21 protein-coding genes and 1 pseudogene are annotated in these 26,887 nt (G+C 70.6%); 4 read left to right on the top strand and 18 right to left on the bottom strand.

All coding sequences use genetic code 11. The features are described from left to right. Positions 1 to 139 precede the first annotated feature (139 nt). The 4 genes from aroB to ACLQ2O_RS10255 form a co-directional block, all read right to left on the bottom strand. Positions 140 to 1,234: a 3-dehydroquinate synthase gene (aroB, locus tag ACLQ2O_RS10270; protein ID WP_425829694.1), complete on the bottom strand. Its 1,095-nt coding sequence runs from the start codon at positions 1,232 to 1,234 to the stop codon at positions 140 to 142. Continuing rightward, a complete protein-coding gene (locus ACLQ2O_RS10265) occupies positions 1,231 to 1,776 on the bottom strand; it encodes a shikimate kinase (protein ID WP_425829692.1) in 546 nt (181 codons plus the stop codon). Before ACLQ2O_RS10265 ends, aroB begins: the two co-directional genes overlap by 4 nt. After that, positions 1,773 to 2,978, bottom strand: coding sequence for a chorismate synthase (aroC, locus tag ACLQ2O_RS10260; RefSeq protein WP_425829690.1), 1,206 nt, complete (start codon positions 2,976 to 2,978; stop codon positions 1,773 to 1,775). The genes ACLQ2O_RS10265 and aroC overlap by 4 nt, the downstream gene beginning before the upstream one ends. Positions 2,979 to 3,071: 93 nt before the next feature. Next, positions 3,072 to 3,194, bottom strand: a complete 123-nt coding sequence (locus tag ACLQ2O_RS10255; protein ID WP_425829688.1) for a hypothetical protein — start codon at positions 3,192 to 3,194, stop codon at positions 3,072 to 3,074. A 332-nt stretch (positions 3,195 to 3,526) separates the two neighbouring features. Here ACLQ2O_RS10255 and ACLQ2O_RS10250 point away from each other — a divergent pair, with 332 nt between their 5' ends. Continuing rightward, positions 3,527 to 6,139 carry a DUF4135 domain-containing protein gene (locus ACLQ2O_RS10250; RefSeq protein WP_425829686.1) on the top strand — a complete coding sequence of 871 codons (2,613 nt, stop codon included), beginning with the start codon at positions 3,527 to 3,529 and terminating at the stop codon, positions 6,137 to 6,139. Beyond that, positions 6,043 to 7,077 (top strand): ADP-ribosylglycohydrolase family protein, encoded by a 1,035-nt coding sequence (locus ACLQ2O_RS10245; protein WP_425829684.1) that lies wholly within the window; start codon positions 6,043 to 6,045, stop codon positions 7,075 to 7,077. Before ACLQ2O_RS10250 ends, ACLQ2O_RS10245 begins: the two co-directional genes overlap by 97 nt. 120 nt (positions 7,078 to 7,197) lie before the next feature. On the opposite strand, the gene ACLQ2O_RS10240 is transcribed toward ACLQ2O_RS10245, so the two are convergent. The 12 genes and pseudogenes from ACLQ2O_RS10240 to ACLQ2O_RS10185 all read right to left on the bottom strand — a co-directional run bounded on the left by ACLQ2O_RS10240 (position 7,198) and on the right by ACLQ2O_RS10185 (position 20,206). Next, complete coding sequence (locus ACLQ2O_RS10240; RefSeq protein WP_425829682.1) at positions 7,198 to 8,787, bottom strand: FAD-binding oxidoreductase; 1,590 nt, start codon at positions 8,785 to 8,787, stop codon at positions 7,198 to 7,200. Positions 8,788 to 8,888: 101 nt separating this feature from the next. Continuing rightward, the gene (locus ACLQ2O_RS10235; RefSeq protein WP_425829680.1) at positions 8,889 to 9,587 is read right to left on the bottom strand and encodes a prepilin peptidase; all 699 of its coding nucleotides are present in this window, start codon (positions 9,585 to 9,587) and stop codon (positions 8,889 to 8,891) included. Between the two features lie 54 nt (positions 9,588 to 9,641). Further along, a complete protein-coding gene (locus ACLQ2O_RS10230) occupies positions 9,642 to 10,661 on the bottom strand; it encodes a DUF2330 domain-containing protein (protein ID WP_425829678.1) in 1,020 nt (339 codons plus the stop codon). 15 nt (positions 10,662 to 10,676) lie between these two features. Then, a complete protein-coding gene (locus ACLQ2O_RS10225) occupies positions 10,677 to 12,140 on the bottom strand; it encodes an FAD-binding protein (protein WP_425829676.1) in 1,464 nt (487 codons plus the stop codon). Then, positions 12,127 to 12,981: a shikimate dehydrogenase gene (locus ACLQ2O_RS10220; protein ID WP_425829675.1), complete on the bottom strand. Its 855-nt coding sequence runs from the start codon at positions 12,979 to 12,981 to the stop codon at positions 12,127 to 12,129. The genes ACLQ2O_RS10225 and ACLQ2O_RS10220 overlap by 14 nt, the downstream gene beginning before the upstream one ends. Next, complete coding sequence (gene mltG, locus ACLQ2O_RS10215; protein ID WP_425829673.1) at positions 12,951 to 14,141, bottom strand: endolytic transglycosylase MltG; 1,191 nt, start codon at positions 14,139 to 14,141, stop codon at positions 12,951 to 12,953. Before mltG ends, ACLQ2O_RS10220 begins: the two co-directional genes overlap by 31 nt. Before the next feature lie 22 nt (positions 14,142 to 14,163). Then, positions 14,164 to 14,658, bottom strand: coding sequence for a Holliday junction resolvase RuvX (ruvX, locus tag ACLQ2O_RS10210; protein WP_425829671.1), 495 nt, complete (start codon positions 14,656 to 14,658; stop codon positions 14,164 to 14,166). Between the two features lie 43 nt (positions 14,659 to 14,701). Further along, entirely contained in the window at positions 14,702 to 17,371 is a 2,670-nt protein-coding gene (gene alaS, locus ACLQ2O_RS10205) for an alanine--tRNA ligase (protein ID WP_425829669.1), read from the bottom strand. Positions 17,372 to 17,376: 5 nt separating this feature from the next. Further along, positions 17,377 to 17,625 carry a DUF6167 family protein gene (locus tag ACLQ2O_RS10200; RefSeq protein ID WP_425829667.1) on the bottom strand — a complete coding sequence of 83 codons (249 nt, stop codon included), beginning with the start codon at positions 17,623 to 17,625 and terminating at the stop codon, positions 17,377 to 17,379. After that, positions 17,622 to 18,041 carry a DUF948 domain-containing protein gene (locus tag ACLQ2O_RS10195; RefSeq protein ID WP_425829665.1) on the bottom strand — a complete coding sequence of 140 codons (420 nt, stop codon included), beginning with the start codon at positions 18,039 to 18,041 and terminating at the stop codon, positions 17,622 to 17,624. Before ACLQ2O_RS10195 ends, ACLQ2O_RS10200 begins: the two co-directional genes overlap by 4 nt. Before the next feature lie 184 nt (positions 18,042 to 18,225). Next, a pseudogene (locus tag ACLQ2O_RS10190) lies at positions 18,226 to 18,516 on the bottom strand (nuclear transport factor 2 family protein); the annotation flags it as partial. A 10-nt stretch (positions 18,517 to 18,526) separates the two neighbouring features. Further along, positions 18,527 to 20,206 carry a replication-associated recombination protein A gene (locus ACLQ2O_RS10185; RefSeq protein ID WP_425829663.1) on the bottom strand — a complete coding sequence of 560 codons (1,680 nt, stop codon included), beginning with the start codon at positions 20,204 to 20,206 and terminating at the stop codon, positions 18,527 to 18,529. Between the two features lie 2,230 nt (positions 20,207 to 22,436). Here ACLQ2O_RS10185 and ACLQ2O_RS10180 point away from each other — a divergent pair. Then, positions 22,437 to 22,568 carry a hypothetical protein gene (locus tag ACLQ2O_RS10180; protein ID WP_425829661.1) on the top strand — a complete coding sequence of 44 codons (132 nt, stop codon included), beginning with the start codon at positions 22,437 to 22,439 and terminating at the stop codon, positions 22,566 to 22,568. A gap of 250 nt (positions 22,569 to 22,818) precedes the next feature. On the opposite strand, the gene secA2 is transcribed toward ACLQ2O_RS10180, so the two are convergent. Beyond that, positions 22,819 to 25,311: an accessory Sec system translocase SecA2 gene (gene secA2 / locus ACLQ2O_RS10175; RefSeq protein WP_425829659.1), complete on the bottom strand. Its 2,493-nt coding sequence runs from the start codon at positions 25,309 to 25,311 to the stop codon at positions 22,819 to 22,821. A 78-nt stretch (positions 25,312 to 25,389) separates the two neighbouring features. Continuing rightward, entirely contained in the window at positions 25,390 to 26,184 is a 795-nt protein-coding gene (locus ACLQ2O_RS10170) for a GNAT family N-acetyltransferase (RefSeq protein WP_425829657.1), read from the bottom strand. A 95-nt stretch (positions 26,185 to 26,279) separates the two neighbouring features. Here ACLQ2O_RS10170 and ACLQ2O_RS10165 point away from each other — a divergent pair, with 95 nt between their 5' ends. Then, positions 26,280 to 26,876: an AMIN-like domain-containing (lipo)protein gene (locus tag ACLQ2O_RS10165; RefSeq protein ID WP_425829656.1), complete on the top strand. Its 597-nt coding sequence runs from the start codon at positions 26,280 to 26,282 to the stop codon at positions 26,874 to 26,876. The last annotated feature ends 11 nt before the right edge of the window (positions 26,877 to 26,887 follow it).

Here is a 26,887-nt window from a genome sequence, read left to right as displayed (position 1 = left end):
TGGCCCCGGACACAGGACAGCCCCTGACCTTGGACGGGTCAGGGGCTGTCGCTTTGCCTCTCATTCGCGCATCAGATCGGAAGCGGCGGCCCCACCACCGCCGGCGGGCGGCGGGCGGCGGGCGGCGGGCGGCGTACGGCTAGCTGACCTCGGCGTACGCGGCGACGAGCAGGCTCGGGTCGGGGGCTTCCAGGATCGTCGGCTTGGCGAGCGCGTCGAGGATGACGAAGCGGAGCCGGTCCGCTCTCGTCTTCTTGTCGAGCTTCATCGCGTCCTGCAGGTGCGGCCACGCGTCCGGCCGGTACGTGACCGGCAGGCCGAGGGCCTGCAAGACGTCGCGGTGGCGGTCGGCGGTCGCTTCATCGAGGCGGCCGGCGGCGCGCGCCAGCTCGGCGACGAAGACCATGCCGATGCTGATCGCGGCGCCGTGGCGCCACTTGTACCGTTCGGTGCGCTCGATCGCGTGGCCGAGTGTGTGACCGTAGTTGAGCGCCTCGCGCCCGATCGCTCCCCCGGCGGTCGTCGTCCGCTCGCGCAGGTCGGCGCCGACGGTGTCGGCCTTGACCTGGATCGCGCGGGCGATCAGTTCCTCGGTGTGCTCGTACGCCGGGCCGACGGCGCCCGCGGGATCCTTCTCGACCAGGTCGAGGATCACCGGGTCGGCGATGAAGCCGCACTTCACGACCTCGGCCAGCCCGCTCACGTAATCATGACGCGGCAGCGTCTCGAGCGCGGCCAGGTCGCACAGCACACCGGCCGGCTCCCAGAACGCGCCGACCAGGTTCTTGCCCTCGGCCGTGTTGATCCCGGTCTTGCCGCCGACGGCCGCGTCGACCATGCCGAGCAGCGTGGTCGGGATGTGCACGACCTTCACCCCGCGCAACCAGGTCGCCGCGACGAACCCGGCGAGGTCGGTCGTCGTTCCGCCGCCGATCGACACCACCGCGTCCGAGCGGGTGAACCCGGCCTGCCCGAGCACCGTCCAGCAGTACGACAGCACCTCGGCGGACTTGGCCTCCTCGGCGTCCGGGATCTCGATCGCGTGCGCGGTGTACCCGGCCGCGACCAAGTCGTCGCGGATCGCGTCCCCGCTGGTCCGCAGCGCGCGCGGGTGGATCACCGCGACCCGCCGCACGCCGTCGCCGAGCAGCCCGGGCAGCTCGCCGAGCAGGTTGTTGCCGATGACAACGTCGTACGGCGTTGCCGCTGCCACCGTGATCGTCTGGGTGGTCATCCGAGGTGCTCCACGATCTCGTTCGCGATGTCTTCCGGGGACCGGCTGTCGGTGGTCACCGTGTGCTTGGCGACCTCGGCGTACAGCGGGCGGCGGGCGTCCATCAGGTTCTTCAGCTGGGTCCGGACGTTGCCGAGCAGCAATGGCCGAGCGACGCCCAGGCCAACGCGTTTGGCGGCCTCGCCGACCGAGACGTCGAGGAAGACGACGGTGTGGCCGGCCAGGTCCGCGCGGGTGTCGGCGTCGAGGATCGCGCCGCCGCCGAGCGACAGGACGACGCCGTCAGCCTCCAGAGCGGCGACGATCGCCGCACGCTCCAGCTCCCGGAACACCGGCTCCCCGGAGTCCACGAAGATGTCCGAGATCGGCTTCCCGGTGCCGGTTTCCACGTCGGTGTCGGTGTCGCGGTGCACAGCGCCGAGCTTGGCGGCGAGCAACTCCGCCACCGTCGATTTGCCCGAGCCGGGCGGGCCGACCAGCACGACAATCGGCCCGGCCGCGGCGTCGACCGGCGCAGCCGATCCAGCGGCCGAGTCGCTCACTCCGCACCCCAAGCCCGCGGCTGGATCGTTCCGGGCAGTCCGTCCAAGTACGACCGGTGATTACGCGCGGTCTCCACCACCGAGTCCCCGCCGAACTTCTCCACCGACACGTCCGCCAGCACCAGCGCGACCATCGCCTCCGCGACGATCCCCGCCGCCGGCACCGCACACACGTCCGAGCGTTGGTGATGAGCCGCCGTGGCCTCGCCGGTCGCGGTGTCGATGGTCCGCAGCGCGCGCGGCACGGTCGCGATCGGCTTCATCGCGGCGCGCACGCGCAGCGTCTCCCCGGTGCTCATGCCGCCCTCGGTCCCGCCCGAGCGACCGCTCGTCCGCCGGATCGTGCCGTCCTCGGCGACGATCTCGTCGTGCGCCTGCGATCCCGGCGTCCGGGCCAGCTCGAACCCGTCGCCGAGCTCGACCCCCTTGATCGCCTGGATCCCCATCAGCGCGCCGGCCAGCTTCGAGTCGAGCCGCCGGTCCCAGTGCACGTAGCTGCCGAGCCCCGGTGGCAGGCCGTCGACGACGACCTCGACCACGCCGCCGAGCGTGTCGCCGGCCTTCTGCGCGGCGTCGATCTCGGCGACCATCGCCTTGCTCGCGTCCGCGTCGAGGCAGCGCACGGGGTCGGCGTCCAGCTTCGCGACATCCTCGTACGACGGCAGCACTCCGTACGGCGCCTTGACGGTCCCGAGCTCGACCACGTGGCTGACGATCGTCACGCCGTACGCCTGCTGCAGGAACCGCGCGGCGACCTCGCCGAGCGCGACCCGCGCCGCGGTCTCCCGCGCGCTCGCCCGCTCCAGCACCGGCCGTGCCTCGTCGAACCCGTACTTCTGCATCCCGGCCAGGTCCGCGTGCCCGGGCCGCGGCCGGGTCAGCGGCGCGTTGCGGGCCAGGTCGGCCAGCGTCTCCGGGTCGACCGGGTCGGCAGCCATCACCTGCTCCCACTTCGGCCACTCGGTGTTGCCGACCTGGATGGCGATCGGGCTGCCGAGGGACAACCCGTGCCGGAATCCGCCGAGGAAGGTCACCTCGTCCCGCTCGAACTTCATCCGGGCGCCTCGGCCGTAGCCGAGCCGACGACGAGCCAGGGCGTCGGCCACGTGATCCGTGGTGACCTGAACGCCTGCGGGAAGACCTTCGAGTACGGCGACGAGCGCTTGTCCGTGCGACTCGCCGGCGGTGAGCCAGCGCAGCATGCGGCGATTCTCCCACGCGCCCGGTGACGGCCCGTCGCCAGTCTCACCCGAAGGCCCGGACCGGGATGCGGGATCCCGGTCCGGACGCTGGGATCAGATGCAGTAGATCCCGCCGCGGCAGGTGCCGGCCTTGGCCTCGGCGGCCGGCAGTTCGGTCTCCAGGTCGCCGAGCACCAGGTCGAGCTCGCGGGCCTCGTCGGTGTGAATGCTGTCCATGTCTGACTCCTTCGGGATCGCCGGATAGGGATGACAGGATTTCGAAGGGTAGTCAGAACTCCGCGCCCGAATCCAGACAATGACCGCTTGCTGCCAACCGGAAACTTTCGGTGCTTGCCGAACGTCGGTGCGGTGTCAGAGGATTTCTGGAAAGAATGACCGAGGAGGATTCATGGACAACGCCCACGAGCTCGACCTGGTGATCGGCGACCTGGAGTCGGAGCTGCCCGCCACCGGCGCGGAGGGTGCCGCCGGCACCTGCGTCCGGGTCTACTGCGACTTCTGATCCGGTGACCGATCCGGCCGCCGTGCGAGCGGCCCGGGACGCACTGATGTCCGCGGTGCGCGCCCGTACGGCGGCCGGACTGCTCCCACCGGTGGTGACGACCGGGCCGGACGGCCTGGTCCGGGTCGAGCGGCACCTCGGTGGCCCGGCGGATGCCGGCCTGGTCGCGGGCCTGCTCGATCGGGCAGGCTTTTCGAGTCTCCTCGAAATGGTTGCCAACCTGACCACCGGTTGCGATAACCTGCGACGAGAATTCCCGCACCAGCTCGGCCCCGGAATTCTGCACCCGATGAACGGTGCATTGTTCGGACCGGTGATCGGTCCGGCATTTCTCGCCTGCCTGTCAAGCACGGCATCAAGATTTCACGCCGGGCGCGCGACGGACGACTTCCTGGTATTCCTGCGGGAATTCTTGCACCGCCTGGAGCGCGACGCCGAGCTGCTCTGGTTCGACGCCCGGCTGCCGGTGACCGGCCTGACCGCGCACGACGGCGAGACCCACAACGGCCGCCGCCGGGTGCTGCGCGTCGACTTCCCCGGGCACACGGTCGCCTACAAGCCGCGCCCGGCCGACGTCGACCGCCTGTTCCTCGCGCGCGAAGCGTCGGCGTTCGCCCTGCTCAACGGTCTGTCGGACAAGATCCGGCTCCCGGTGATGGACCTCCTCCCCCGCAACGGCTACTCGTGGCACGAGTGGATCGAGCGCCCCTCCCAGTGGGGTGAGATCCGCGAAGGGCTCGCCGGGACGGTGCTGACCGAGCCCGAGCCGTTCTGGCACCGGGCCGGCTCGCTGGCGGCCGCCTGCTTCGCCTTCGGCGTCACCGACCTCAGCGAAGGCAACCTGTACGCCGGCGGCGCCGACCCACTGATGTACCCGATCGACCTGGAGCTGGCCTTCGTCGACGTACGACGCCTGTCGGAAACCGGACTGGTCGCCGGGGACGGCGCCCAGCATCACCACGTCGGGCTGGAGACCGAGCCGCGCCTCTGCGCAGCCGATGGACCGACCATCTGCCTGGTCGAAGGGGTCGAGGGCCCGCAGGCCTGGCGGCGGACCAGCTCGTGGGCCAGGCAGGAGACCAGGACGGTCGTCGCCGACACGGCAGGCGGCGTCGGCTACGGCGCCCACCTCACGCGCTTCCTGCGCGGGATGTTCGACGCCTGGACGCTGATGTGCGGCAACGTGCCGAAGCTGCACGTCGTACTCGACCGCCCGGCGACTGCTCGGGTCCTGCTGCGCTCGACCGACCGCTACAGCGACATGCTCGACGATTGGCTGCTCGACGGCACACCGTTCCCCCAGGACGTCAGCGCGAGTGAGTGTGAGCAGCTAGCGAGGCAGGACGTCCCGTACTACTTCCGGGCTGACGGGCACCTCCACTACCTGAACGACCAAGGCGCGGTGCAGACGGACCAGCCGAGCCCACCACCGGCGGACTGGGTCAAGGGACTCACGCTGTCGCGCCTCGGCGTCGCCCTGCGCGACGCGGTCGCCCCGATCGCGACCGCGGGGCTCCTGCTGGAGGACGAGACCCGTGTCGCCGTGCGGGACGCCAACAACGGTGCAGTGGCCTTCGAGTGGGCCAACCGATGGATCTGCTACCGCTGGACCGGCCAGAAGGTGACGCTGCAGCTGGCAGCGCTCGACCAGGTGGCGGCGATCCGGGAGCGTCTGCTGAAGCTCGACCGCGTCGATGCGAGCTGGCGATCGCAGTGGGCCGATACCAGCTTCACCGACGACACGATCGCCGAGCGACTCACCAAGCTGACCTCCACCGCGTGCGCCTGGCTCCAGCAGGTCATCGACGAGCACGGCTGGCCCGGCCCGTTGCTGGTCGGTGAAGAAGCCGCCGAGGCCGCCTGCCGACTCATGCAGCACTTGGAGGGCCACGCCGAGTTCCAGCGCACCTGCCTGGACCTGCTGACCGCGGCGGTCGACGTACCGGGTCGCCACGTCGCCTACCTGACCGATGCGCTCTGCATCACCGAAGATCGGCCACAGGTCTACGGCACCAAGTTCCACGCCGTCGACGGGCAGCTCGTGCCGTGCCCGCTCGACGAGCCCGCCACTGTCGACCGACGCCGCGCGGCGCTCGGGCTGGAGCCGCTCGACGACTATGCCGCGCGACTGCGGCGCAGATTCGCCACCTCGGAGGTTTCGGCGTACCGCGGGACGAGCACAAGATCGAGTACGAGCTGGAGGACCTGCTCGGAGATCTGGATCCTCGGCTGCTGGTCAGCTCGGGGGCGCGGCTCGACCTGCTCGCCGGAGAGATCACGGCCCCGGCGCGGGTCACAGCACCGCAGCAGACCTTGGAGGCGCAGCTGCCGGAGGCCCTCGCACAAGCACTTCGCGGCTGCCAGGAGCAGTCGCTCGACGTGCGGGTGGAGGAGGTCTCGCGCCGTCGCTGGGCCGCGGGTGGGTTCGAGCCCGTCCCCCACTGAGCTACGGCGGCAACTACAGTCGCTCACATGGTCGAACGGCAGGTGGAAGAGGCGTACAGGGCCCGGGTTCGCGGGTGTCTGCTCGGTGGCGCGATCGGGGACGCGCTGGGTGGGCCGGTGGAGTTCCAGGACGGGCGGAGCATCGTCGCCGAGCATCCGGACGGCGTCCGGACATTTGTTGCTGGCGGCAACAACTGGCCGCCGGGAACAGTGACCGACGACACCCAGATGACGCTGTTCGCGGTCGAAGGGCTGATCCGGGCCGGCGTACGGACCGATCGTGGGCTCGGACTGACCGTGGCCGTCACGCAGCACGCGTTCGACCGGTGGCTGGACACGCAGCTCCTGCCGGGCCCGAGCGGGAAGCGCGACGGATGGTTGCAGGGTGAGCAGTGGTTGTACGTACGACGGGCGCCGGGCAACACCTGCTTGACCGCGCTCACCGAGGCGCGCAAGGGCGGCGACGAGATCAAGCCGTTCGGGGCGCAGGCGAGCAACGACTCCAAGGGGTGTGGCGGGGTGATGCGGTCGGCGCCGTTCGGGTTGCTGCCGTACGCGGGGAACGGGGAGTGGGTGTTCGATGCCGCTGCCGAGTCTGCCGGGTACACGCACGGGCATCCGACGGGCAAGCTGGCGAGTGGGGCGCTGGCGTTGCTGATCCACGAGATCGTTCAGGGGGCCGGTCTCGATGCGGCGTTGGACACGACGCTGGAACTCCTTGTGGGAAAGGAAGCGCACGAGGAGACCAGCCAGGCGTTGATCAAAGCGCGTGAGCTGGCGGCGGGCCCCGCGCCGGCGCCAGGGCCGGCGACAGTCGAACTGCTCGGTGGTGGGTGGATCGCCGAGGAGGCACTGGCAATCGGCGTGTACGCCGCGCTCGCGCGTCCCGAGCCGGAGCAGTTCCTCGACGCACTCGCGCTCTCGGTCACGCACTCCGGCGACAGCGACTCGACCGGCGCGATCTGCGGCAACATCCTCGGCGCGCTGCACGGCGAGACCGCGCTCCCGGCCGAGCTGGTGTTCGCCGTCGAGGGCCGGGGCGTGATCCTGCAACTGGCGGACGATCTCGTGCTCGAGTACACCCGCCGCGACCACCTGCACGGCGACTACGGCCCGGAGACCGCTTGGAGGAGTCGCTACCCCGGTTGGTGAAGCAGCAGCCGAGGCGCCCGGCCCGTCCCCCGAGGATCAGGCCCGGCGCCCCGGCCGGTCAATGGGCCGGCCCGTACGACGGCCGGCGGACCCGTCCGTGCGATGGGCCGGAACAGCTTCTCACTCGGCGGGTTCGATGGAAAGCCGGTGCCGGAACACGTTGCCCGGGTCCCAGGTCTTCTTGATCTGCTGCAGTCGCGGGTAGTTGCCGAGGTAGTACAGCGCGTGCCACGGCACCCCCGACGTGTTCTGCGCCGGGTCGGCCAGATCGCCGTCGGGGTAGTTGATGTACGATCCCGCGTTCACGGCGTTCGGCACCGGCACACCGCCGGTCTCGCGGTAGATGTCCCGGTACGTCGACCGCGTCCACTCCAGGTGCTGGGCGTCCTGCGCCGGGTCGTCCCACATCGCCGCCATCACCATCTTCATCATCACGTCGCGCTGGGCGGTCGCGGTCGCGTCCGACGGCACCGTGTTCACCTGACCGCCGTACGGAACGAACAGCATCGTGGATTCCGGCCCGTGGTACGACGGATCGGTCAGGTGCCGGTAGATCGTGTCCAGCTGCGCGTCGGTGTACCCCTTGCGCAGGTAGCCGGCCTTGTACTTGGTACGGCGCGGCGCGACGTCCTCCGGGATCGACCGCTGGATCGTCCGCTGCAGGAACGGCCCCTCCCCCTGGTCGGTCAGCTGCGGTGCCGGTGAGACGCCCTCGACGATCGCGGCGTTGAAGTCCTTCAGCAACTGAGCGGCGTTCGGCACTCCGGCGTCGATCTGCGACGACAGCAGGAAGCCGCCGGCCGACTTGTGGGCCAGGATCAGCGGGCTGTACAGCGTCGCGTACGGCGAGCCCGGCGCGTTGTGGCGCTCGTAGAAGTCGAGAAAGTTCCGCAGCGTGCGCAGGAAGCCGGCCTTCGTGAGCGTGTTCCAGTCGTAGAGCGTGACGGTCGACAGCAATGATTTGGGGGCCTTGGGCAACAGTTTCTCGGGGTCCGAGCCCTGGGCGCCGGCGGTCCGGAGCAGGTACCGGGTGACGACGCCGAAGTTGCCGCCACCGCCGCCGGTGTGCGCCCACCACAGGTCGCGGTGCTCGTTGTCCCTGGTCGCCAGCACGAGCCGGGCCCGGCGCCGGGCGTCCACGACGACCACCTCCACGCCGTACAGGTGGTCGACGACCGAGCCGTACCGGCGCGAGAGCGGGCCGTACCCGCCGCCGCTGAAGTGACCGCCGACGCCGACGCCGAGGCAGCCGCCGCCCGGCACGGTCACGCCCCAGCCGTAGAACAGCGCCTTGTAAAGGGTCTCGAGCGTCGCGCCCGCGCCGACCGAGAACGCGCGCCGGCGCTCGTCGAAGGTGACTTCGTCGTACTGCGAGAGGTCGATCAGCACCTCGACGTCGCTGTGGTCGACGAAGTCCTCGAAGCAGTGGCCGCCGCCGCGGATCGCGATCCGCTGGTTCGCGCGGACCGCCTCCTGAACGGCGTCGAGGGCGTCCTGCGGCGAACGCACGACCCGCGCGTAGTCGGGAGCGGCGACGAAGCGGCGGTTGGTGCCGCGCTGGGTGAGGTCGGCGAAGCGGACGTCGCCGGGAAGGATCTTCTCGCCGCTCGGGCCGCGGATCCCCGCGGCGGCAGCGGTCGAGGTGGTGGCGGGAACGGCAATCAGGGCGGCGCTGCCTGCGAGCAGCCCACGACGACTGAGGTTCGGCACAACGGACTCCTTGGTCGGTGGAGTCTTCGACCGTAGCCGTCGCCGCCAGGAGCCGGCATCAACCGGACGGTGGATCCTGGAGGTCAACCATCAGGCGTTCTTCACCCCAGGTACAGGCGTTCCAGCGGTCCACCCGCCAGGACGCCGGCCACCGCGCCGGCCAGCATGAACGGCCCGAAAGGGAACATTTCCTTGCGCTTGAAGACCTTCGCGACCGTCAGCACGATCCCGAGCACCGCGCCGAGGAAGAACCCGCCGTACAGACCGCTGACGAATTCGCCCCACCCGAGCCAGCCCAGCGCGACCGCGAGCAGCCCCGACAACCGCACGTCACCGAACCCGACGCCGCGCGGAAACACGAACCACAGCAGGTAGAACACGCCGAAGCCGATCAGCCCCGCGATCGCGGCCCGCCGCAGCGACCCCCACTCCCCCGTCGCCGCCGCCGCGACGACCAGCACCACCGACACCACGCCGTACGTCGGCCAGATGATCGCGGACGGCAGGTATCTCGTCCGCGCGTCCACGTACCCCAGCACCGCCCCCGGGACCGCCAGCGCGATCCACGCGACCAGACCGGCCGAGAACCCGATCCGCCAGCCGACCAACCCGCCCGCGACTCCGGCGAGCGCGGCACACCACACGGCCGCCCGCGGCGTCGCGAGCTCGGCGTACGGGAGCTTGGTCTGGCCCTCGTCGAGGATCGGCTCGGGGATCCGGCGCAGCAGCCAAGGACCGAGCACGTACGCCGCCACGGCACAGATCACCGCGGCGAGGACTCCGGCGATCACGTCAGGCACGATGCCGCAGCCTAGACGATCAGGACCGCCCGCCGGGTGACCCTGTGGACGAAGTCAGCGGGTGCGGCGGGCAACGACCGCCGCACCGCCGCCCAGCAGGAGCAGGCCGAGCACGATCACGCCGAGCGTGCTCCACAAACTCTCGTTGTGCGTCACGTACGTCGTCCGCTGGAAGGCGTCGTCGGTCGCCGCCGTGGTGAACTCGTAGTCGCTCGTGATCCGGCCCGGCTGCGCGAAGTAGGACGAGTAGGCGGTGAGGTAGTTCGCCGGCGCCTCGAGCCGGCCATTGTCCACCCGCCCGGCGTACAGGAGCTCCGGTGTGAGCGACGCGTCCGGCACGGTCTTGGCGTCCACCCGGTACGGCGCCGCGACGTACACGGTGACCGCCTGGCTCGTCGTCGCGCCCTTGCTCAGCCGCATCGGGTACACGATGCGCTTCGACGCGAACGACAGCTTCAGCGGCGGTGTCTCCCCGTCCAGCGACCCGTCGGCCTGCCGCGGCGCCAGCTTGACCGCAACGATCTCCCACTTCTCCACCAGGTACGGCGTGAGGTTGTCGCCGAGCGTCTCCGGTACGGCGTACCCGTTGGTCCGCAGCCACTCCGTCACGTCGGCGGCGCTCGATCCGCCGAGCCGCACGACCTGGAACGGCCCGAGCACCATCTGCTCGCGCACGTCGACCCCGGCGCCGGGCGCCGCCCCCGCACTGTCACCGCTCCGGCCGTCGAAGATCCCGAGGTCCTTGAACGGCCAGTACGTCGTCCGCTCGACGACCTTCGGCCGGGTGATCCGGTCCAGGTCCTCGAACGTCGACGACTCCCCCAGCGTCACCTGCGCCGCGGCCGGCACCGGCATGATCCAGGCGGCCTTCTTCGACGAGCCCTGGATCGCCATCGACAGCACGATCTCCTCGGTCGTGCCGTCGAAGCTGACCAGCGCGTGCTCACCGTTGGCGCGCGCCCGCGACTCGGCGTCGGCCAGGTACCCGCCGCAGGCGCAGGCCCACGCCGGGGTGATCCCACCGAGCAGGAGACCGACCGCCAGGATCCCCGCCACCACACGCCATGTCTTCATGGCGGGGAACCTTACTCAGGCAAAGGTGTACGGCGCGTGGAAGAAGTTCGTCGGGTCGTACTTCTGCTTGATCGCGTGCAGCCGCGCCAGGCTGCCGCCGTAGTACGACGCGTTGGAGCGGCCGGCCTCGAGGTAGTTGATGTAGCCGCCGGCCGAGAACTTGGTCACCGCGTGGTGCCCGTTGGTGACGAACGCCTGGGCCGCGCGCAACTGAGCGGTCGTCGGAGGCGACGGCAGGCCGGAGTACCACTGGATGACGCCGAGCGCCGACCGCCACGGCCAGGCCGAACCACCCGGCGGTTCCTTGGCCGCCTGGCCACCGAGCGGATCGATGATCGCCGACGCCGCAACGCCCGCCTTGGCTGCGGTCTTCACCGCGCCGAGCACCCCACTGATCGTGGTCGCGTCCATCGGCCCGCGCAGGACGTCGGACCCGGCCAGCCAGCCCTCCCGCGGGCTCGTCGTCCCGCCGCCGAGGTACTTCACCGCCTCCAGGTGCGTCTTCACCGAGATCGAGCGGGTCGCGCCTTTGGCGCCGATCATCCACTCCAGTTGCGCCGCCGCGGCCGTCGCCGATCCGGTCGTGGACACGCCGACCACGTGGATCGACAGGCCACCGCTACTGGTTCCGGTGATGTGCAGGTTCGCCCAGGAGGTCGACGGTGCTTCCTTGGCAAACCGCTGCCAGCCCTTCAGGACGGCGGCGGCCTGCGACTCCGGCCAGGTCAGCCGGAAGAACCCGAGCTTGCCCGCCCCGATCGTCGCCAGCCGGAACGACGTGACGATGCCGAGGTTGCCGCCGCCTCCGCCGCGCAGCGCCCAGTACAGGTCCGCGTTCTGCGTCGGGCTCGCCGTACGGACCATGCCGTCGGCGGTGACCACCTGCATCGACAGCACCCGGTCACTGGTCGGCCCGTAGGTCCGGGTGTGGATGCCGAGTCCGCCGCCGAGGGTGAGCCCCGCGATCCCGACCGTCGGACAGGTCCCCGTCGGCAACGAGCGGGCGTACTTGTCGAGGTAGGCGTGAACGTCGTACAGGCGTGCCCCGGCGCCGATCTGGACCGCGTTGCTCGCATAGGTGAGCCCGCGGAGGGGGCCGAGGTCGATCATCATCCCGTTGGTGACCGCGGAGGCACCGACGTAGGAGTGGCCGCCACCCTTCGGGACGCAGACCAGGTTGTTCTTCTTCGCGAAAAGAATCGCCTGGCGGACGTCCTCAACGCTGCCGGCCCGCACGACAGCGGCCGGCTGCACCGAGTCGAAGCGCGGGTTGAACAGCTGGTGAGACGCGGTGTAACCGGTCACGCCGGGCCGGAAGACCGTACCGGCGACCGCACGATCCAGCGCCGCCCAATCCGGAGCGGCGGCACCGGCACTCGCAGGTGGAGCAGCGCCGACGCCGGCCGCCGTTGCCGCTGCGAGCAGGCCCCCGGCCTTCAGGACGGTTCGGCGGTCCAGCTGACGCTCACTGCGGCTCACGTTCGTCGAGCTCCTCACGTGCGGCGGCTCTCATGGCCGCCAGCGGCGCCGGCGACCTTCCGGTCATCATCTCCACCTGGAGGCTAGCTTGATGCACGAGCAAATCAAGGCCGTTCAACAGCTCTGTACCGATCCGGTGCGCCACCAGCGCCAGCTGCGTCGGCCACGGGTGGTACGCGACGTCGAAGACCACGGGCGCGACCTGGGCGAAGTGCTCGGCCCACGGGTCGACAGCACCGCCCGGCAGCGTCGAGACGCACAGGTCGAACCCGCCGATCTGCTCGACCTGCTGGAAGTCGGTGACCGAGGTCTTCAGCTCGAGCGCCGCCGCGAGATCGAGCAGCCGCTCGGCCCGCGCGACGTCGCGGACGACGAGCGTGACCTCGCTGACCCTCAACCCCCGCAGCGCCGCCAGGGTGGACGCCGCGGTCGCACCACCACCCAGTACGACGGCGCTGTCGGCCGCGGTGATCCCCCGCTCGGCGAACGCCTCGATGAGTCCGGGCACGTCGGTGTTGTGCGCCGAGCGCGACCCGTCCGGCTCGAACAGCATCGTGTTCGCCGCGCCGATCAGCTCGGCGACCGGGTCGACGGTGTCCACCAGATCCAGCGCGACCCGCTTCAACGGCATCGTCAGTGACAGCCCGCGCACGTCATCACCCAGCGTGGCCAGGAACCCGCGCAGCTCGTCCTCACCAACCTCGAACGCGTCGTACCGCCAGTCCAGCCCGAGCTCGGCATACGCCGCCCGATGCATCGCGGGTGACAAGGAGTGCGCGATAGGCGAACCCAACACAGCACAGCGAGTGCTCAACAGCGGCCCTTGTGCGCTTGGCACCATGCCTGCAGCTTGGCCACGTTCGCCTGGTGCTCCGTGTCGGTGGTCGCGAACGCGGTCTCGCCGGTGTCGAGGTTGACCAGCGTGAAGTACAGCCACGGTCCCGGTGTCGCGTTCAGCGCCGCCCGCAGGGTGTCCTTGCCGGGCGAGTTGATCGGCGTCGGCGGCAGTCCGCGGTTCTTGTAGGTGTTGTACGGCGAGTCGAAGTCGCGCTCCTCGTCGCTGGTGAACACCCCACCGTTGCGGCCCGTCACGTAGTGCACGGTCGAGTCCATCTGCAGCCGCATGTCGCGCGCCAGGCGGTTGTAGATCACCCGGGCGACCTTGCCGTAGTCCTCGGACCGGTTGGTCTCCGCGGCGACGATGCTGGCCACGATCACGGCCTGGTACGGGTCGAGCTTCTTGCGCTGCGCGACCTGCGGCAGCTTCAGCTCGGCCTGCGTCTTCGCGAACTGCGCGGTCATCAGCTTCAGGATCGTGTACGCCGTCGCGTTCTTCGGGACGTCGTACGTGCCCGGGTAGAGGAAGCCCTCCGGGTTGTTGCCCGCGTACGACGGCAGCCCGAGCGACCACGGCTTGCTCAGCGCGGCCGCGACCGAGCCCGGCGGGAGCTTGACCTGCTTGTTCTCCTGCAGCTTCTGCGCGACCTGCTCCTTGGTCCAGCCGGAGTTCACCCCGACCCGGGTGACCCGGATCGACTTGGCCGGGTCGAGCATCAGCGCCAGCGCGGACTTGGCGGACATCTTCTTGCGCAGCGTGAACGTCGCGGCCTGGATCTGCGTGCTGCGCGGGTCCTCGCGGGCGGCCCGCTCGAAGGCGCGGGCCGACTTCACCACGTCCTTCTTCTCGAGCGTGTCCGCGATCGCCTGCGCGCTCTGGCCCTTGGTCACCTCGACCTGGATCGAGCCGCTGCCCTCACCCTCGTAGTCGGGCGCGGCGAACAGGCCTTCCACGTAGTCGCGGCCCTTGCCGAAGCCGAACATGATGCCGCCGATCAGCCCGGCGACGACCAGCAGCGAGACGATGCCCGCGAAGCAGCCGAAGCCACGGCGGGCCCGCTGCTTCTTGCGGTTGGCGCGCCGCTCGGTGCGGCTCTCCGGGCGCAGGCCCAGATCGACGTCGAGGTCGTCGCCTTCATCCACTTCGCCGTACGTCCTGCTCATCCTTCGACCACCGCTGTTCCGTTCACAGGGGCCTCCCGGGTGGGTTGCCGGTCTCCCGCTCGAAGTCGAGCGCGTGTTGCAGAATCACGACCGCCGCGGCCTGGTCGACCACCGCGCGCCGCTTGGCGCCCTTCTTTCCCCGTTCCCGCAGCATCCGCTCGGCGGTGACCGTGGTGAACCGCTCGTCCACCATCCGTACCGTCGTCGTCCGCACCTGTTCCACTCCGTCCGTCCCACTCGGGTTGTCCTGACCGGCCACCAGTTTCTGGCGGAGCAGCTCGGTGGTCTGGCGAATCTTGACCGCCGCCGGCCCTTCACCCCCGTTCAACGAACGAGGCAGCCCGACGACGACCTCGAAGGCCTCCAGATCGTGCACGAGCGTAACGATCCGGTCAAGGTCACCCTTCCCACGCCGTACGGTCTCCACCGGGGTGGCCAGGATCCCGTGCGGGTCGGACGTGGCGACGCCGATCCTGGCGTCCCCGATGTCGAGCGCGATCCGCACCCCTCGGCGCATCAGTGTGCCTCAGCCAGGGGGCAGGCGGATCTGTTCACGCTGGTCAGCCCGTGACGAGCTGGCCGACGGCGTGCTCGACCGCGGACAGTGCCTTGTCGGCACCGGACGGGTCGGTCCCGCCGCCCTGGGCGACGTCGTCCTTGCCGCCACCGCGGCCACCGACCTGCTCGGCGGCGACCCGGACCAGGTCACCGGCCTTGAGCCGCCACTCGCGGGCGACGTCGTTCAGCGCGACCACGACGGCCGGCTTCCCGTCGTTCACGCCGACCAGCGCGATCACGGCCGGCTTGTCGACGGGCATCCGGCCGCGGACGTCCAGCGCCAGCTTGCGCAGGTCGCCACCGCCGACGCCGTCCGGCGTACGGGCTCCGACGAACGCGACACCGAAGACGTCCTTCGGGTTCTTCGCCAGGTCACCGGCCGCGGCCAGCACCTGTCCGGCGCGGACCTTCTCCAGCTCCTTCTCGGCCGCCCGCAGCCGCTCGGCCAGGTCGGCGACCTTGGCCGGGAGCTCCTCGGGACGGGTCTTCAGGTTCTCGCTGAGCAGCCGGACCAGCGACCGCTCGCGGCCGAGGTAATGCAGTGCTTCCATGCCGACGAACGCCTCGATCCGGCGCACACCCGCACCGACCGACGACTCGCTCGTCACGGTCAGCGCACCGACCTGCGACGAGTGCTTCACGTGCGTGCCACCGCAGAGCTCGCGCGACCACGGGCCGCCGATCTCGACGACGCGCACCTGCTCGTCGTACGTCTCGCCGAACAGTGCCAGCGCGCCCCACTCACGGGCCTCCGGCAGCGTCATGTACTGCGCGGACACCGCGAGGTCCTGCCGTACGGCGAGGTTCGCGACCTCCTCGATCTCCGACCGGGTGGCCTGGTCCAGCGCCGACGACCACGCGAAGTCGAGCCGCAGGTAGCCGGGCTTGTTGTACGAACCGCTCTGCAGCGCGTTCGGGCCGAGCACCTGCCGCAGCGCGGCGTGCACGACGTGCGTGCCCGAGTGCGCCTGGCAGGCCTGGATCCGCCAGTCGTGGTCGACCTGCGCGTGCACGTCCGTCCCCGGCTGAAGCGCACCCTCGAGCACCTCGACGCGGTGCACGATCAGGCCCTTCACCGGCCGCTGGACGTCGAGCACCTTCAGCTTCACGCCGTCGGCGACGATCACGCCCGCGTCGGCGATCTGGCCACCGGACTCGGCGTAGAACGGGGTCTTCTCGAGCACGACCTCGACGGTCTCGCCCTGCTCGGCGGAGTTCGCGACGACGCCGTCGCGCAGCAGCCCGCGGACCCGCGAGTCGGTCGCCAGCTCGGTGTACCCGGTGAACTCGGTCGCGCCGGACTCGCGCAGTTCCCGGTAGCCCGAGGTGTCGGCGTGGCCGGCCTTCTTCGCGCGCGCGTCGGCCTTGGCCCGCTCGCGCTGCTCCTTCATCAGCGAGCGGAAGCCCTCGGTGTCGACGTTCAGGCCCTGCTCGGAAGCCATCTCGACGGTCAGGTCGATCGGGAAGCCGTAGGTGTCGTGCAGCTGGAACGCCTTCGCGCCCTCGAGCTGGTGCGCGCCGCCGGCCTTGGTGTCGCGGACCGCGAGGTCGAAGATCGTCGTACCGGCCGTGAGGGTCCGGCGGAACGCCTCCTCCTCGGCGTACGCGACCTGGCTGATCCGGCCGAAGTCGGCCTCCAGCTCGGGGTAGGATTTCTTCATCTGCTGCAGGCTGACCGGGAGCAGCTCGACCAGGCTCGGGTCCTCGTAGCCCAGCAGGCGCATCGAACGGATCGCGCGGCGCAGCAGGCGGCGCAGCACGTAGCCGCCCTGCTCGTTGCCTGGGGTGACGCCGTCGCCGATCAGCATCAGCGCGCTGCGGACGTGGTCGGCGACCACGCGGAAGCGGACGTCGTCGACCTGCTCGGAGCCGTACTTGCGGCCGCTCAGCTCCGAGGCCTTCTCGATCACCGGGAAGATCTCGTCGATCTCGTACATGTTGTCGACGCCCTGCAGCAGGTACGCGACCCGCTCCAGGCCGAGGCCGGTGTCGATGTTCTTCTTCGGCAGCTCACCGAGGATCGGGTAGCCGTCCTTGCCGCCGCCCTCGCCGCGGATGTTCTGCATGAAGACCAGGTTCCAGAACTCCAGGTAGCGGTCGCCCGCCTCCCAGTCCCGGTCGGCGCCGAACTGCGGGCCGCGGTCGATCAGGATCTCCGAGCACGGGCCGCACGGACCCGGGATGCCCATCGACCAGAAGTTGTCCTTCATGCCGAGCCGGACGATCCGGTCGTCGGGCAGCCCGGCGACCCGCTTCCAGATGTCGATGGCCTCGTCGTCCTCGTAGTACACCGAGGCGTACAGGACCGACTCGTCGAAGCCGTAGCCACCCTCGCTCTGCGGCTTGGTGACCAGCTCCCAGGCGAACTGGACGGCTTCTTCCTTGAAGTAGTCGCCGAAGGAGAAGTTGCCGTTCATCTGGAAGAACGTGCCGTGCCGGGTGGTCTTGCCGACCTCCTCGATGTCGAGGGTCCGGACACACTTCTGGACGCTGGTCGCGCGCGCGTACGGCGGCGTCTGCTGACCGACGAAGTACGGCACGAACTGGGCCATCCCGGCCACGTTGAACAGCAGGTTCGGGTCCGGGGACGGCAACGGTGCGCTCGGCACGACGGTGTGACCGCGGTCCTCGAAGTACTGCAGGAACCGCCGCCTGATCTCACTGGTTTCCATGGGTGTTACCGGTCGCCCTCACGCTGTGTCTGGTTTTCTGCCGTGTCGATCCCGAGCGCGTCGCGCAGCTCGGTCTCCCGCTCGGCCATGCCGGCCCGGACCTCGTCGCCGAAGTGCCGGATCGCGCTGGCCATCTTGTCCGCCGAGGCCTGCAGGCTCTCCGGCGCGAGCACCTGGGCCCGCTTCTTCAACCGGGTGACGGCGTAGACGCCGACGGCGGTGCCGATCACGAACCACAGGATCCGCTTGATCACAGGTCACCCCGCTTACGGGCCTTGCGCTCGGACTTCATGTCGTCCTTCACCCGGCGGGCGACGTCGCGGCGCTGGGTGTCGCCCAGCGCCTTGCGCACGCCGTACGTGAACGCGGCCGCCTTCACCAGCGGACCACCCGCGGTCGCCGCGAACAACGACGCGAGCGCCGCGGCGTTGGTGGTCACGGTCGTCGCGTTGTCGGTGATGGTGTCGACCTTGGCCAGCTGCGCGTTGGTCGTCGCGACGGTCTCGGTGACCTCGCCGAGCAACGGGATGCTGGAGTCCGAGACACCCTTGACCATCAGCCGGGTCTCGTCCAGCACCTTGCCCAGCTTCAGGATCGGATAGGCCAGCAGGCCCACCAGGATGAGCAGTGCACAGGCCGCTATCAGGCCCGCGACTTCACCGACGCTCATTGGAAACGATCCACCTTCCCGTTGCGACCACGTGGACCGCCCGACCTTATCGCGCGGCTCTGGCGCACTCCGCCTCAGGACACCATCCCCCAGATCACAGTCCCCCACCAACTCGGCCGAACGCCGGCTGTGGACAACCGACGGCTGTCAATCGGTTGCTCCTGTGGTCACGTCCAGTTGTCGTTCAGTCGAACGTCACGGTGAGCTGCTGGACCTTTCCCCCGGAGTCCCAGGCGAACTCCATCGTGCCGGTCGCCCCGGAAGCCCAGGCGAAGCGGGCGGTGCCGCCGTCCGCGTTGTCCAGCAGGCGCATGGTCTCGGTCGGCGGGTTCGCGCGGTACCCCTCGGCGATCGCTTCGCGGCCGTTGAACGGACCGGCGGGGACGTTGGTGAAGGTCATCGTCGCGTCGCCGGCGAAGCGGTCGGAGAAGGTCGCCCAGTCGCCGGTGGTCACGGCCTGGTTGAAGGCCTCGACGTGCTGCTCACTAGCGGTCCCGGAGGATCTTGCGGATGGCGGCTACGCGGTCGGCGTACGCGATCTCTCCGCCGCGGCGGGTGGGTTGGTAGTAGTCGACCTGGTCGACGACGTCCGGGGCGTACTGCTGCGGCACGACGCCGCGCGGGTCGTTGTGCGAGTACTTGTACGACGAGCCGTGGCCGATCTTCTTCGCGCCGGCGTAGTGGGCGTCGCGCAGGTGCGGCGGAACCGGGCCGACCTTGCCCGCCTTCACGTCGGCGATCGCCGCGTCGATCGCCGTGATCACCGCGTTCGACTTCGGCGCGAGGGCGAGCGCGACGACGGCCTGCGCGAGGTTGATCCGGGCCTCGGGCATGCCGATCAGCTGCACCGCCTCGGCCGCCGCGATCGCGACACCGAGCGCGGTCGGGTCGCCCATCCCGATGTCCTCGCTCGCCGAGATCACCAGCCGGCGGGCGATGAACCGCGGGTCCTCGCCGGCCTCGACCATCCGCGCCAGGTAGTGCATCGCCGCGTCGACGTCGGAACCCCGGATCGACTTGATCATGGCCGAGGTGACGTCGTAGTGCTGATCCCCCGCCCGGTCGTACCGCACCGCCGCCCGGTCGACAGCGGTCTCCAGGGTCTTGAGATCGATCAGGATCCGCCGACGAGCCTCACCGGTCTCGCCGTCAGCGATCTCGCTCTCGGCGGTCTTGCCGTCGGCGGTCTTGCCATCAGCGATCTCGCTCTGGGCGGCCTCGTCGTCCGCGGTGTCGCCCTTGGCGGTCTCGCCGTCGGCGGTCTTGCCGTCGGCGGTGTCGCTTTCGGCGGTCTCGCTTTCGGCGGTCTTGCCCTCAGCCGTGTCGTCACCGGTGGTGGTGTCAGGGGTCTCGTCGGCGGAGGCGTCCTCGTCAGCGGCCGGCTGCTCAGCGGCAGCCTTGGCCATGGCTCCTCTGACGGCGGCCGGCTGCTCCGTGGCAGCCTTCGCCTTGGCCCCTCCCGCAGCAGCCTCCAGGTACGTCAGCGCGCGCCGGGCATCACCGCCGGCCATCCGCAGCAGGTGGTCCTTCGCGTCGGGCGCCAGTTCGAACTCGCCGTTCAGTCCCCGCTCGTCGATCAACGCGCGATCGAGCAGTACGGCGATGTCGTCGTCGGTCAGCGACTCGAGCGTCAGCAGCAACGAGCGCGACAGCAGCGGTGAGATCACCGAGAAGAACGGGTTCTCCGTCGTGGCCGCGACCAGCGTCACCCAGCGGTTCTCGACGCCGGGCAGCAACGCGTCCTGCTGAGCCTTCGTGAACCGGTGCACCTCGTCGATGAACAGTACGGTCTCGACCGACCCGCCCGGCCGGGACAACTCCCGCCGTGCGGCATCGATCACCTGCCGTACGTCCTTCACCCCCGCGGTCACCGCGGACAGCTCGACGAACTTTCGGTTCGTCTGGTGCGAGACGACGGCCGCGATCGTGGTCTTCCCCGTCCCCGGCGGTCCCCACAGCAGCAGCGACATCGGCTGGTCCCCTTCGACCAGCCGCCGCAACGGCGACCCAGGCGCCAGCAGATGCTGCTGCCCGACCAGCTCGTCCAGACTCCGAGGCCGCATCCGCACCGCCAACGGCGCCGACGTGTGATCGGCGTCCGCCAGACTCCCACCCCCACGCGCGGGAGCAGGAGCACCAGGAAGATCGAACAAGCCTTCGGTCACCCGCTGAGCCTACCCACGCCCACCGACACCCCGCCGTACCGGGCGCCGTGCACCCCGGCCGGGCTCCGGCACTCACCAACCGGCGCCCCCGCACCAACCGCAGATCACGCCCCGCACCAGCTGCAGATCCCAGACCCGAGACCCAGCGACGTCGGACCCTCCAACGGCGGATCCCGCGCACCAAACCCCGGCGACCTCGAACACCCGACGGCGGATCCTGGACACGAACCGGGACCGCGAACACCTCAACGGGACCTTGGACAAGCAATAGCCTGTCCGCGGTCCCGGGGTCTTGTTCACACCCCCACCTAGACGCCCACAACAACCAGCCGGCTCCGCCGCATCCGCCCAGCCGCCCACCTTGCTGCTCCTCCCCTGCCCACCTGCTGCTCCTCCCCTGCCCACCTGCTGCTCCTCCCCCGCCCACCTGCTCTGCTGCCCCTCCCCCGCGCACTTGCTCTGCGGCCTCTCCCCTGCCCACTTGCTCTGCTGCCCCTCCCCCTGACCCACCTCATCGGCCGACTGGCTCGTTGTTCGATGACTGACGCGTTGTACGGCGTCAGTCATCGAACAAGGAAGCAGTCGTCCGGAAATCGCCGGGGAGGTCCGCGGTGCGCGCCTTGCCGATGCGGCAGAACAGACCGCGAGCAACCGCGCGACGACGGCGTCGAACCCTCGACGGCCAGGGCCGCTCAGGCCGGCAGGCGAGGGGGTTGTCACCGCGCCGCGGCCTGCGGCGCGCGAACGGGGAACGGCGTCGGCATTCGCCGGCGGCTTCGGCATTCGGCGGGCGAGGTCTGTCGCGTGGTCCCGGCCTCCTGTTCACACCCCACCCCCCCAACATCCAACGAGCAGCCGTCGCCGCATCCCCGCCGGGCTGCCTCCCTGCGCCCCACGCTCCCTCTTGCCGCCTGCCCCTCCACCTCATCGGCCCGCTGTTTCCTTGTTGGATGACTGACTCGGTACAGCGCGTCAGTCATCCAACAAGGAAGCAGTCGTCCGGCAATCGCCGGAGGACGTCTGTGGCGCGGGCCCTGCAGATGCGGCCGACCAGACTCCGGTGGCGAGGCCGCTCCGGCCGGAAAGCGGGGGAGCCGCGCCGAGGTCTGGCGCGCGAGCTGGATGGCGGCCGGCCGGGTGGAGTCAGGCGTACGGCGGCGGCCGGGTGGTGCCCGGCGGGCAGCCGGGCGGTGCTCGGCCGACGGCGGGCGGAAGCGCAGTGCTCGGCGCATGGCCGAGTGGAGGTCAGGCGTACGGCTGCGGCCGGGTAGTGCCCGGCGGGGCGATGGTCGGCGGGCAGCCGGGCGGTGCTCGGCCGACGGCGGGCGGAAGCGCAGTGCTCGGCGCATGGCCGGGTGGAGGTCAGGCGTACGGCGGCGGCCGGGTAGTGCCCGGCGGATGGCGGGTGGTGGTGGTCGGCGGGCGGAAGCCCGGCGCTCGGCAGATGGCCGGGTGGAGGTCAGGCGGACGGCGGCGGCCGGGTAGTGCCCGGCGGATGGCGGGTGGTGGTCGGCCTGCGGCGGGCGGAAGCGCGCTGCTCGGCGGAAGGCCGGGTGGTGCTCGGTGCCCGGCGGGCGATGGTCGGCGGGCAGCCTGGCAGTGCTCGGCCGGCGGCGAGCGGAAGCGCGGCGCTCGGCGCATGGCCGGGTGGAGGTCAGGCCTACGGCGGCGGCCGGGTGGTGCCCGGCGGATGTCAGGTAGTGGTCGGCGGGCGGGAAGCGCGGCGCCCGGCAGATGGCCGGGTGGAGGTCAGGCCTACGGCGGCGGCCGGGTGGTGCCCGGCGGATGGCAGGTAGTGGTCGGCGGGCGGAAGCGCGACGCTCGGCAGATGGCCGGGTGGAGGTCAGGCCTACGGCGGCGGCCGGGTAGTGCCCGGCGGGCGATGGTCGGTGGTCGGCGGGCGGAAGCGCGACGCTCGGCAGATGGCCGAGTGGAGGTCAGGCCTACGGCGGCGGGCGGGTAGTGCCCGGCGGATGGCAGGTAGTGGTCGGCGGGCGAGTGGTGGGCGGCGGGCGGAAGCGCGCTGCTCGGCGGAAGGCCGGGTGGTGCTCGGCGCACGGCGGGCGATGGTCGGCGGGCAGCCGGGTGACGCTCGGCCTACGGCGAGCGGGGGCGCTGTGCTCGGTGTACGGCCCGGTGGAGGTCGGTACGGCGTGCTGCGGCGTGTGGAAGCGCGGTGCTCGGCGGAGCGCCGGGTGAAGGTCGGCCTGCGGCGGGCGGTGCTCGGCGGATGGCCGGGTGGAGGTCAGGCGTACGGCGTACCGCGCGCGGCCGGGTGGTGCTCGGCACGCGGTGGACGATGGTCTGCGGACAGCCGCTGGAGGTCGGCGTACTGCGGCAGGCGGCGAGCTGTGAGCGGTGAGCGGTGAGCAGCGGACGGCAAGCGGCGGGCTGTGAGCAGCGGACGGCGAGCGGCAGGCCGCAGGGCAGCGGGCAGCGGGCAGCGGGCAGCGGGCAGCGGGCAGCGGGCAGATGACGGTCCCCGCGTGCGGGTGGTGGTCGGGTTCTCAGCGGGCCGGCGCCACCGGTGCCGACCCCGACGCACCTGCTCCCCAACGCAACCTGCCCCCCGCGCGCAGCGCGGGGGGCAGGTTGCGAGCGAGCATGCCCAGCTACTTCTTCTTCTCGCCCTCGTCCTCGTCCTCGTCCTCGTCCTCGTCCGCTTCGCGGAGTTCCTCCGGGAGGTCGTCGGCGAGGTCGTCCTCGTCGAGGTCTCGGAGTTCCTCGGGGAGGTCTTCTTCGGCGAGCTCGACCGGGGTGTCGTCTTCGACGGTCACCAGTTCGTCGCCCTTGATGGCGTTGCGGAGGCGGCCGAGGATTCGGTCGGCTTCCGTTCCGAAGGGGTTGTCGTTGACGAGGTACGTCCAGGTCGCGGTCGGGCGTGGGACGCCGGAGGCTTCCTCGTCGAGACCAGTGGAGCCGATCTCGGCGGTCTCCAGGGTTTCGGCGGCGTCCTTCCAGGCGTCGTCGATCAGCGTGTCGAACGACGCGATCGCCGACTTGTTGAACTCGTCGATCGGCTTGAGGTGCACGATGCCGCCGGCCAGCGAGCGCAGGTGAATGCCTTCGCGCAGGTCCGCGAGGTACGCGACGTGGTCGGTCCAGCGACGGTCGAGGTGGTGGAGGGCGATCCGGCGGGCAGCATCCTTGACGACGGACTCGTCGTGCGCCTCGACCAGTTCGTCGTACCGCTCCTTCGACGACGCAGCGAGCTTCTCCGCCGCGAGATCGGAGACCAGGATCTTCTCCCGTGTGTCCAGCACGATCGCCCGCTGCTGCTCGGTCAGCCGGCTGTACGACCAGGTCGTCCGAAGGAGCTCCGCGTTCGCACCATCAGCAACGCGCTGCGCGTGATCGAGCGTGCCAACGGCCTTCCGGTCGGTCAGCCGCCCGTCCTTGTCCGGCGACGGCCGCAGCCCGGAGGTGATCGAGTACCGCGTGACCAGCTCGTCGGCCAGACTCGCGAAGAACAGCGACCCACCCGGGTCACCCTGCCGCCCGGCGCGACCGCGCAGCTGGTCGTCCAACCGCCGCGACGCGTGCAGACCCGTGCCGACGACGTACAGACCGCCCAGCTCGGCGGCCCGCTCACGCCCGTTCGACCCGTCCCGGCCACCCAGCCGGATATCAGTACCGCGCCCGGCCATCTGCGTCGACACGGTCACCGTCTCCGGCACCCCCGCCTCGGCCACGATCGACGCTTCCTCGGCGTCGTTCTTCGCGTTCAGTACGACGTGCGGAACCTCGGCCGCCTCGAGCTGGTCGCTGAGCTGCTCGGACTCCTCGACGCTGTGCGTCCCGATCAGGATCGGCCGCCCGGTCTCGTGGATCTCCTTGACGTGCGCGACCAGCGCCTTGTTCTTCTGCTCGACGGTCAGGTAGAGCCGGTCGGTGTCGTCGACCCGGATGTTCGGCTTGTTCGGCGGGACGACCGCGACCTCGACGGCGTAGAACTCCTGCAGCTGCTCGCCGACGACGACCGCCGTACCGGTCATGCCGCACAGCTTCGGGTACCGCTTGATCAGCGCCTGGACGGTGATGCTGTCGAGCACCTCACCGCTCTCGCTGACCGGGACGGCCTCCTTGGCCTCGACCGCGGCCTGCAGCCCGTCGGGCCAGCGCTGCAGCTTGGCGATCCGGCCGCGGCTGTTGTTGATCAGGTTGACCTTGCCGTCGCGGACCAGGTAGTCGACGTCCTTGCGCAGCAGCACCTCGGCGTGCAGCGCGACGTTGACCTGGGTCATCTTGTCGAGGTTCGCGTCGTCGTACAGGTCGATCCCGCCGAGGAACTCCTCGACGTTGTCGGTGCCCTTGTCGGTCAGCGCGACCGACCGACCGTCGCCGTCGACCTCGTAGTCGACGCCCGCGCGCAGCGTCCGGACCAGCTGGACGACGTCGTCGTCGAGCTCCTCGGACCGCGTCGCACCGGCCAGCACCAGCGGCACCCGGGCCTCGTCGATCAGCACGGAGTCGGCCTCGTCGACCAGCGCCACGTCCGGCTCCGCGGACACCCGGTCGGCGACGTCACCGGCCAGCCGGTCCCGCAGGACGTCGAACCCGACCTCGCTCACCGGCGCGTAGCAGACCTCCGCCTGGTACGCCGCCCGGCGCTCCTCCGGCGACGAGGCCTGCCCGACGTGGCTCACCGTGACGCCGAGCAGCTTGTACAGCGGCTCCATCCACTCCGCGTCGCGCTCGGCCAGGTAGTCGTTGACCGCGAGCACGTGGACTTTGCGGCCACCGATCGCGTACCCGGCGGCGGCGAACGCGCCGGCCAGGGTCTTGCCCTCACCGGTGGCCATCTCGACCACGCGGCCCTGCAGCAGCGCCAGCGCGCCGACGATCTGGCCGTCGAAGGCCCGCTCGCCGATCGCGCGCTCACCGGCCTCGCGGGCCAGCGCCAGGAACTCGATCAGGCCGTCCTCGTCGAGGCCGCCCTCGGTCCGCATCTCGGCGACGACCTCGGTCAGCTCCTCGTCGGTGAGCGCGGTGGACGACTCGCCCGCCTCGTTCACCGCGACGGTCAGCTTCTCGTACGGGCCGAGGTCGATCGAGCCGGGGCGCTGCAGGAGCCGGCGGAAGCGCGAGGTGAGTTTCAGAGCCATGATCTCCGCAACGTACAACGTGACCCGGTCGTTCCGTACGGCGACCCGCGTGTTACCGCGCGAGGACGGCCCAGCCGGTCACGGAGTCCATGTGTACGGCGTGGTCGTGGTGACCGCGTGCAGCCCGAGCTTCTGCAGGATCGGGCTCGAGTCCGGCGACGCGTCGACCCGCAGGTACTCGTACCCGCGCTCCCGCGCGATCCGGGCCCGGTGCACGAGCATCGCCGAGTACAGCCCGCGCCGCCGCCACTCGGGCAGCGTCCCGCCGCCCCACAGGCTCGCGAAGCCGGTCCCGGGGTGGAACCGGATCCACCCCGACGTCAGCACCGGGCCAGGGTCCAGCGCGTTCTCCACCACGCTCACCACCAGCCGGTCGGGGAACATCCGCGCCTCCCCCGCCAACTGCTCCTCGATCCGCTCCAGCCCGTTGTTCCACAGACTGTCGGTCAGTACGGCGATCCGATGGAAGTCGACCGCGTCGTCGACGTCACGGATCACGATCTTCGACGGCAGCGTCAGCGGCCGTTGCAGGATCGTCTCGACGTCCCCGAGGATCAGCGTCTCCGGCCCCTCGGCGACGAACCCGTGCCGGAGCAGGCGCTCGCCGAGGTCGGCCGGTTCGTCGTACGCGTAGGTCTTCCACTCGAACGCCAGGCCACGCTCGCGGAAGAACGCCAGCTCGCGGGCGATCACCGCGTCCGGGTCGTCGCCGAGGCCGCGCGGGGTCTCGACGAAGCCGCCGCCACCGGGCCCTTCGGCGTACGAGCGGTGCACGAGGCCGTCGTGCTCGACCTTCCAGCCCGGGATCGTGTCGGCGTCCGGGAGGCGGATGCGGCGGTGGAAGACGTCGAGGAGCTCAGCGGAATTCATCATCGAGGCCCATCTTCCTCGCCGCGGTGTCAACCGTCACCTCTATTAAAACGTCTACCAAGTGGGCACCAGAAAGAGCATCGGAAGGGAGAACGACCATGACCATGTTCAGCAGCGTTCGACACCCTGTCCGCACCACGATCGGGACCGGCCTCGCGGCGTTCGCCGTCGCCGCCCTCCCGGCGGGAGCCGCCACCGCGGCTGCCCCCGACACCAGCACCGCCCGGCCGTCCGCGGACTGCGCCAAGGGCTGGGGCTCATTGCCTGAGGCAACCAAGACGCTGCGGCCGGCGACCGTCGAGAACGTCCGGACCGGCCGGCACGCTTGCTTCGACCGCCTGGTGATCGACCTGGCCGGACCGGCCACGGCGTACCAGGTCCGGTACGTGAACGTCGTGCAGCAGGAGGGCTCCGGCGACCCGATCCCGGCCCGCGGCGGCGCGACGCTCCGGGTCGACGTCGAGGCCCCCGCGTACGACGACGCCGGCCGCCCGACGTACCCGTTGAAGAGCCTCCGCGAGGTGTCGAACGTCAGCGGTTACGACACCTTCCGCCAGGTGGCCTGGGGCGGCAGTTTCGAAGGCCGGACGACTCTGGCGCTCGGCGTCCGGGCCCGGCTGCCGTTCCAGACCCATCTGCTGACCGGCCCGGGCAGCACCCACCGTCTCGTCGTGGACGTCGCCCACCGCTGGTAATCGCTTGCCGT

Origin of the sequence: Kribbella sp. DT2, from assembly GCF_049844575.1 — a bacterium.
Classification (GTDB): Bacteria; Actinomycetota; Actinomycetes; order Propionibacteriales; family Kribbellaceae; genus Kribbella.
Note: the sequence above shows the minus strand (reverse complement) of the source record. Positions and strands in the feature narration are given on the sequence as shown.

What these genes read in the sequence shown, in the direction of transcription:
- aroB (WP_425829694.1), bottom strand. Translation starts at nt 1,234, where the DNA reads ATGACCACCCAGACGATCACGGTGGCAGCGGCAACGCCGTACGACGTT.
- aroC (WP_425829690.1), bottom strand. Translation starts at nt 2,978, where the DNA reads ATGCTGCGCTGGCTCACCGCCGGCGAGTCGCACGGACAAGCGCTCGTC.
- ACLQ2O_RS10255 (WP_425829688.1), bottom strand. Translation starts at nt 3,194, where the DNA reads ATGGACAGCATTCACACCGACGAGGCCCGCGAGCTCGACCTGGTGCTC.
- ACLQ2O_RS10250 (WP_425829686.1), top strand. Translation starts at nt 3,527, where the DNA reads ATGTCCGCGGTGCGCGCCCGTACGGCGGCCGGACTGCTCCCACCGGTG.
- ACLQ2O_RS10230 (WP_425829678.1), bottom strand. Translation starts at nt 10,661, where the DNA reads ATGAAGACATGGCGTGTGGTGGCGGGGATCCTGGCGGTCGGTCTCCTG.
- ACLQ2O_RS10220 (WP_425829675.1), bottom strand. Translation starts at nt 12,981, where the DNA reads ATGGTGCCAAGCGCACAAGGGCCGCTGTTGAGCACTCGCTGTGCTGTG.
- mltG (WP_425829673.1), bottom strand. Translation starts at nt 14,141, where the DNA reads ATGAGCAGGACGTACGGCGAAGTGGATGAAGGCGACGACCTCGACGTC.
- ruvX (WP_425829671.1), bottom strand. Translation starts at nt 14,658, where the DNA reads ATGCGCCGAGGGGTGCGGATCGCGCTCGACATCGGGGACGCCAGGATC.
- alaS (WP_425829669.1), bottom strand. Translation starts at nt 17,371, where the DNA reads ATGGAAACCAGTGAGATCAGGCGGCGGTTCCTGCAGTACTTCGAGGAC.
- ACLQ2O_RS10195 (WP_425829665.1), bottom strand. Translation starts at nt 18,041, where the DNA reads ATGAGCGTCGGTGAAGTCGCGGGCCTGATAGCGGCCTGTGCACTGCTC.
- ACLQ2O_RS10180 (WP_425829661.1), top strand. Translation starts at nt 22,437, where the DNA reads ATGGCCGGGTGGAGGTCAGGCGTACGGCGTACCGCGCGCGGCCGGGTG.
- secA2 (WP_425829659.1), bottom strand. Translation starts at nt 25,311, where the DNA reads ATGGCTCTGAAACTCACCTCGCGCTTCCGCCGGCTCCTGCAGCGCCCC.
- ACLQ2O_RS10170 (WP_425829657.1), bottom strand. Translation starts at nt 26,184, where the DNA reads ATGATGAATTCCGCTGAGCTCCTCGACGTCTTCCACCGCCGCATCCGC.
- ACLQ2O_RS10165 (WP_425829656.1), top strand. Translation starts at nt 26,280, where the DNA reads ATGACCATGTTCAGCAGCGTTCGACACCCTGTCCGCACCACGATCGGG.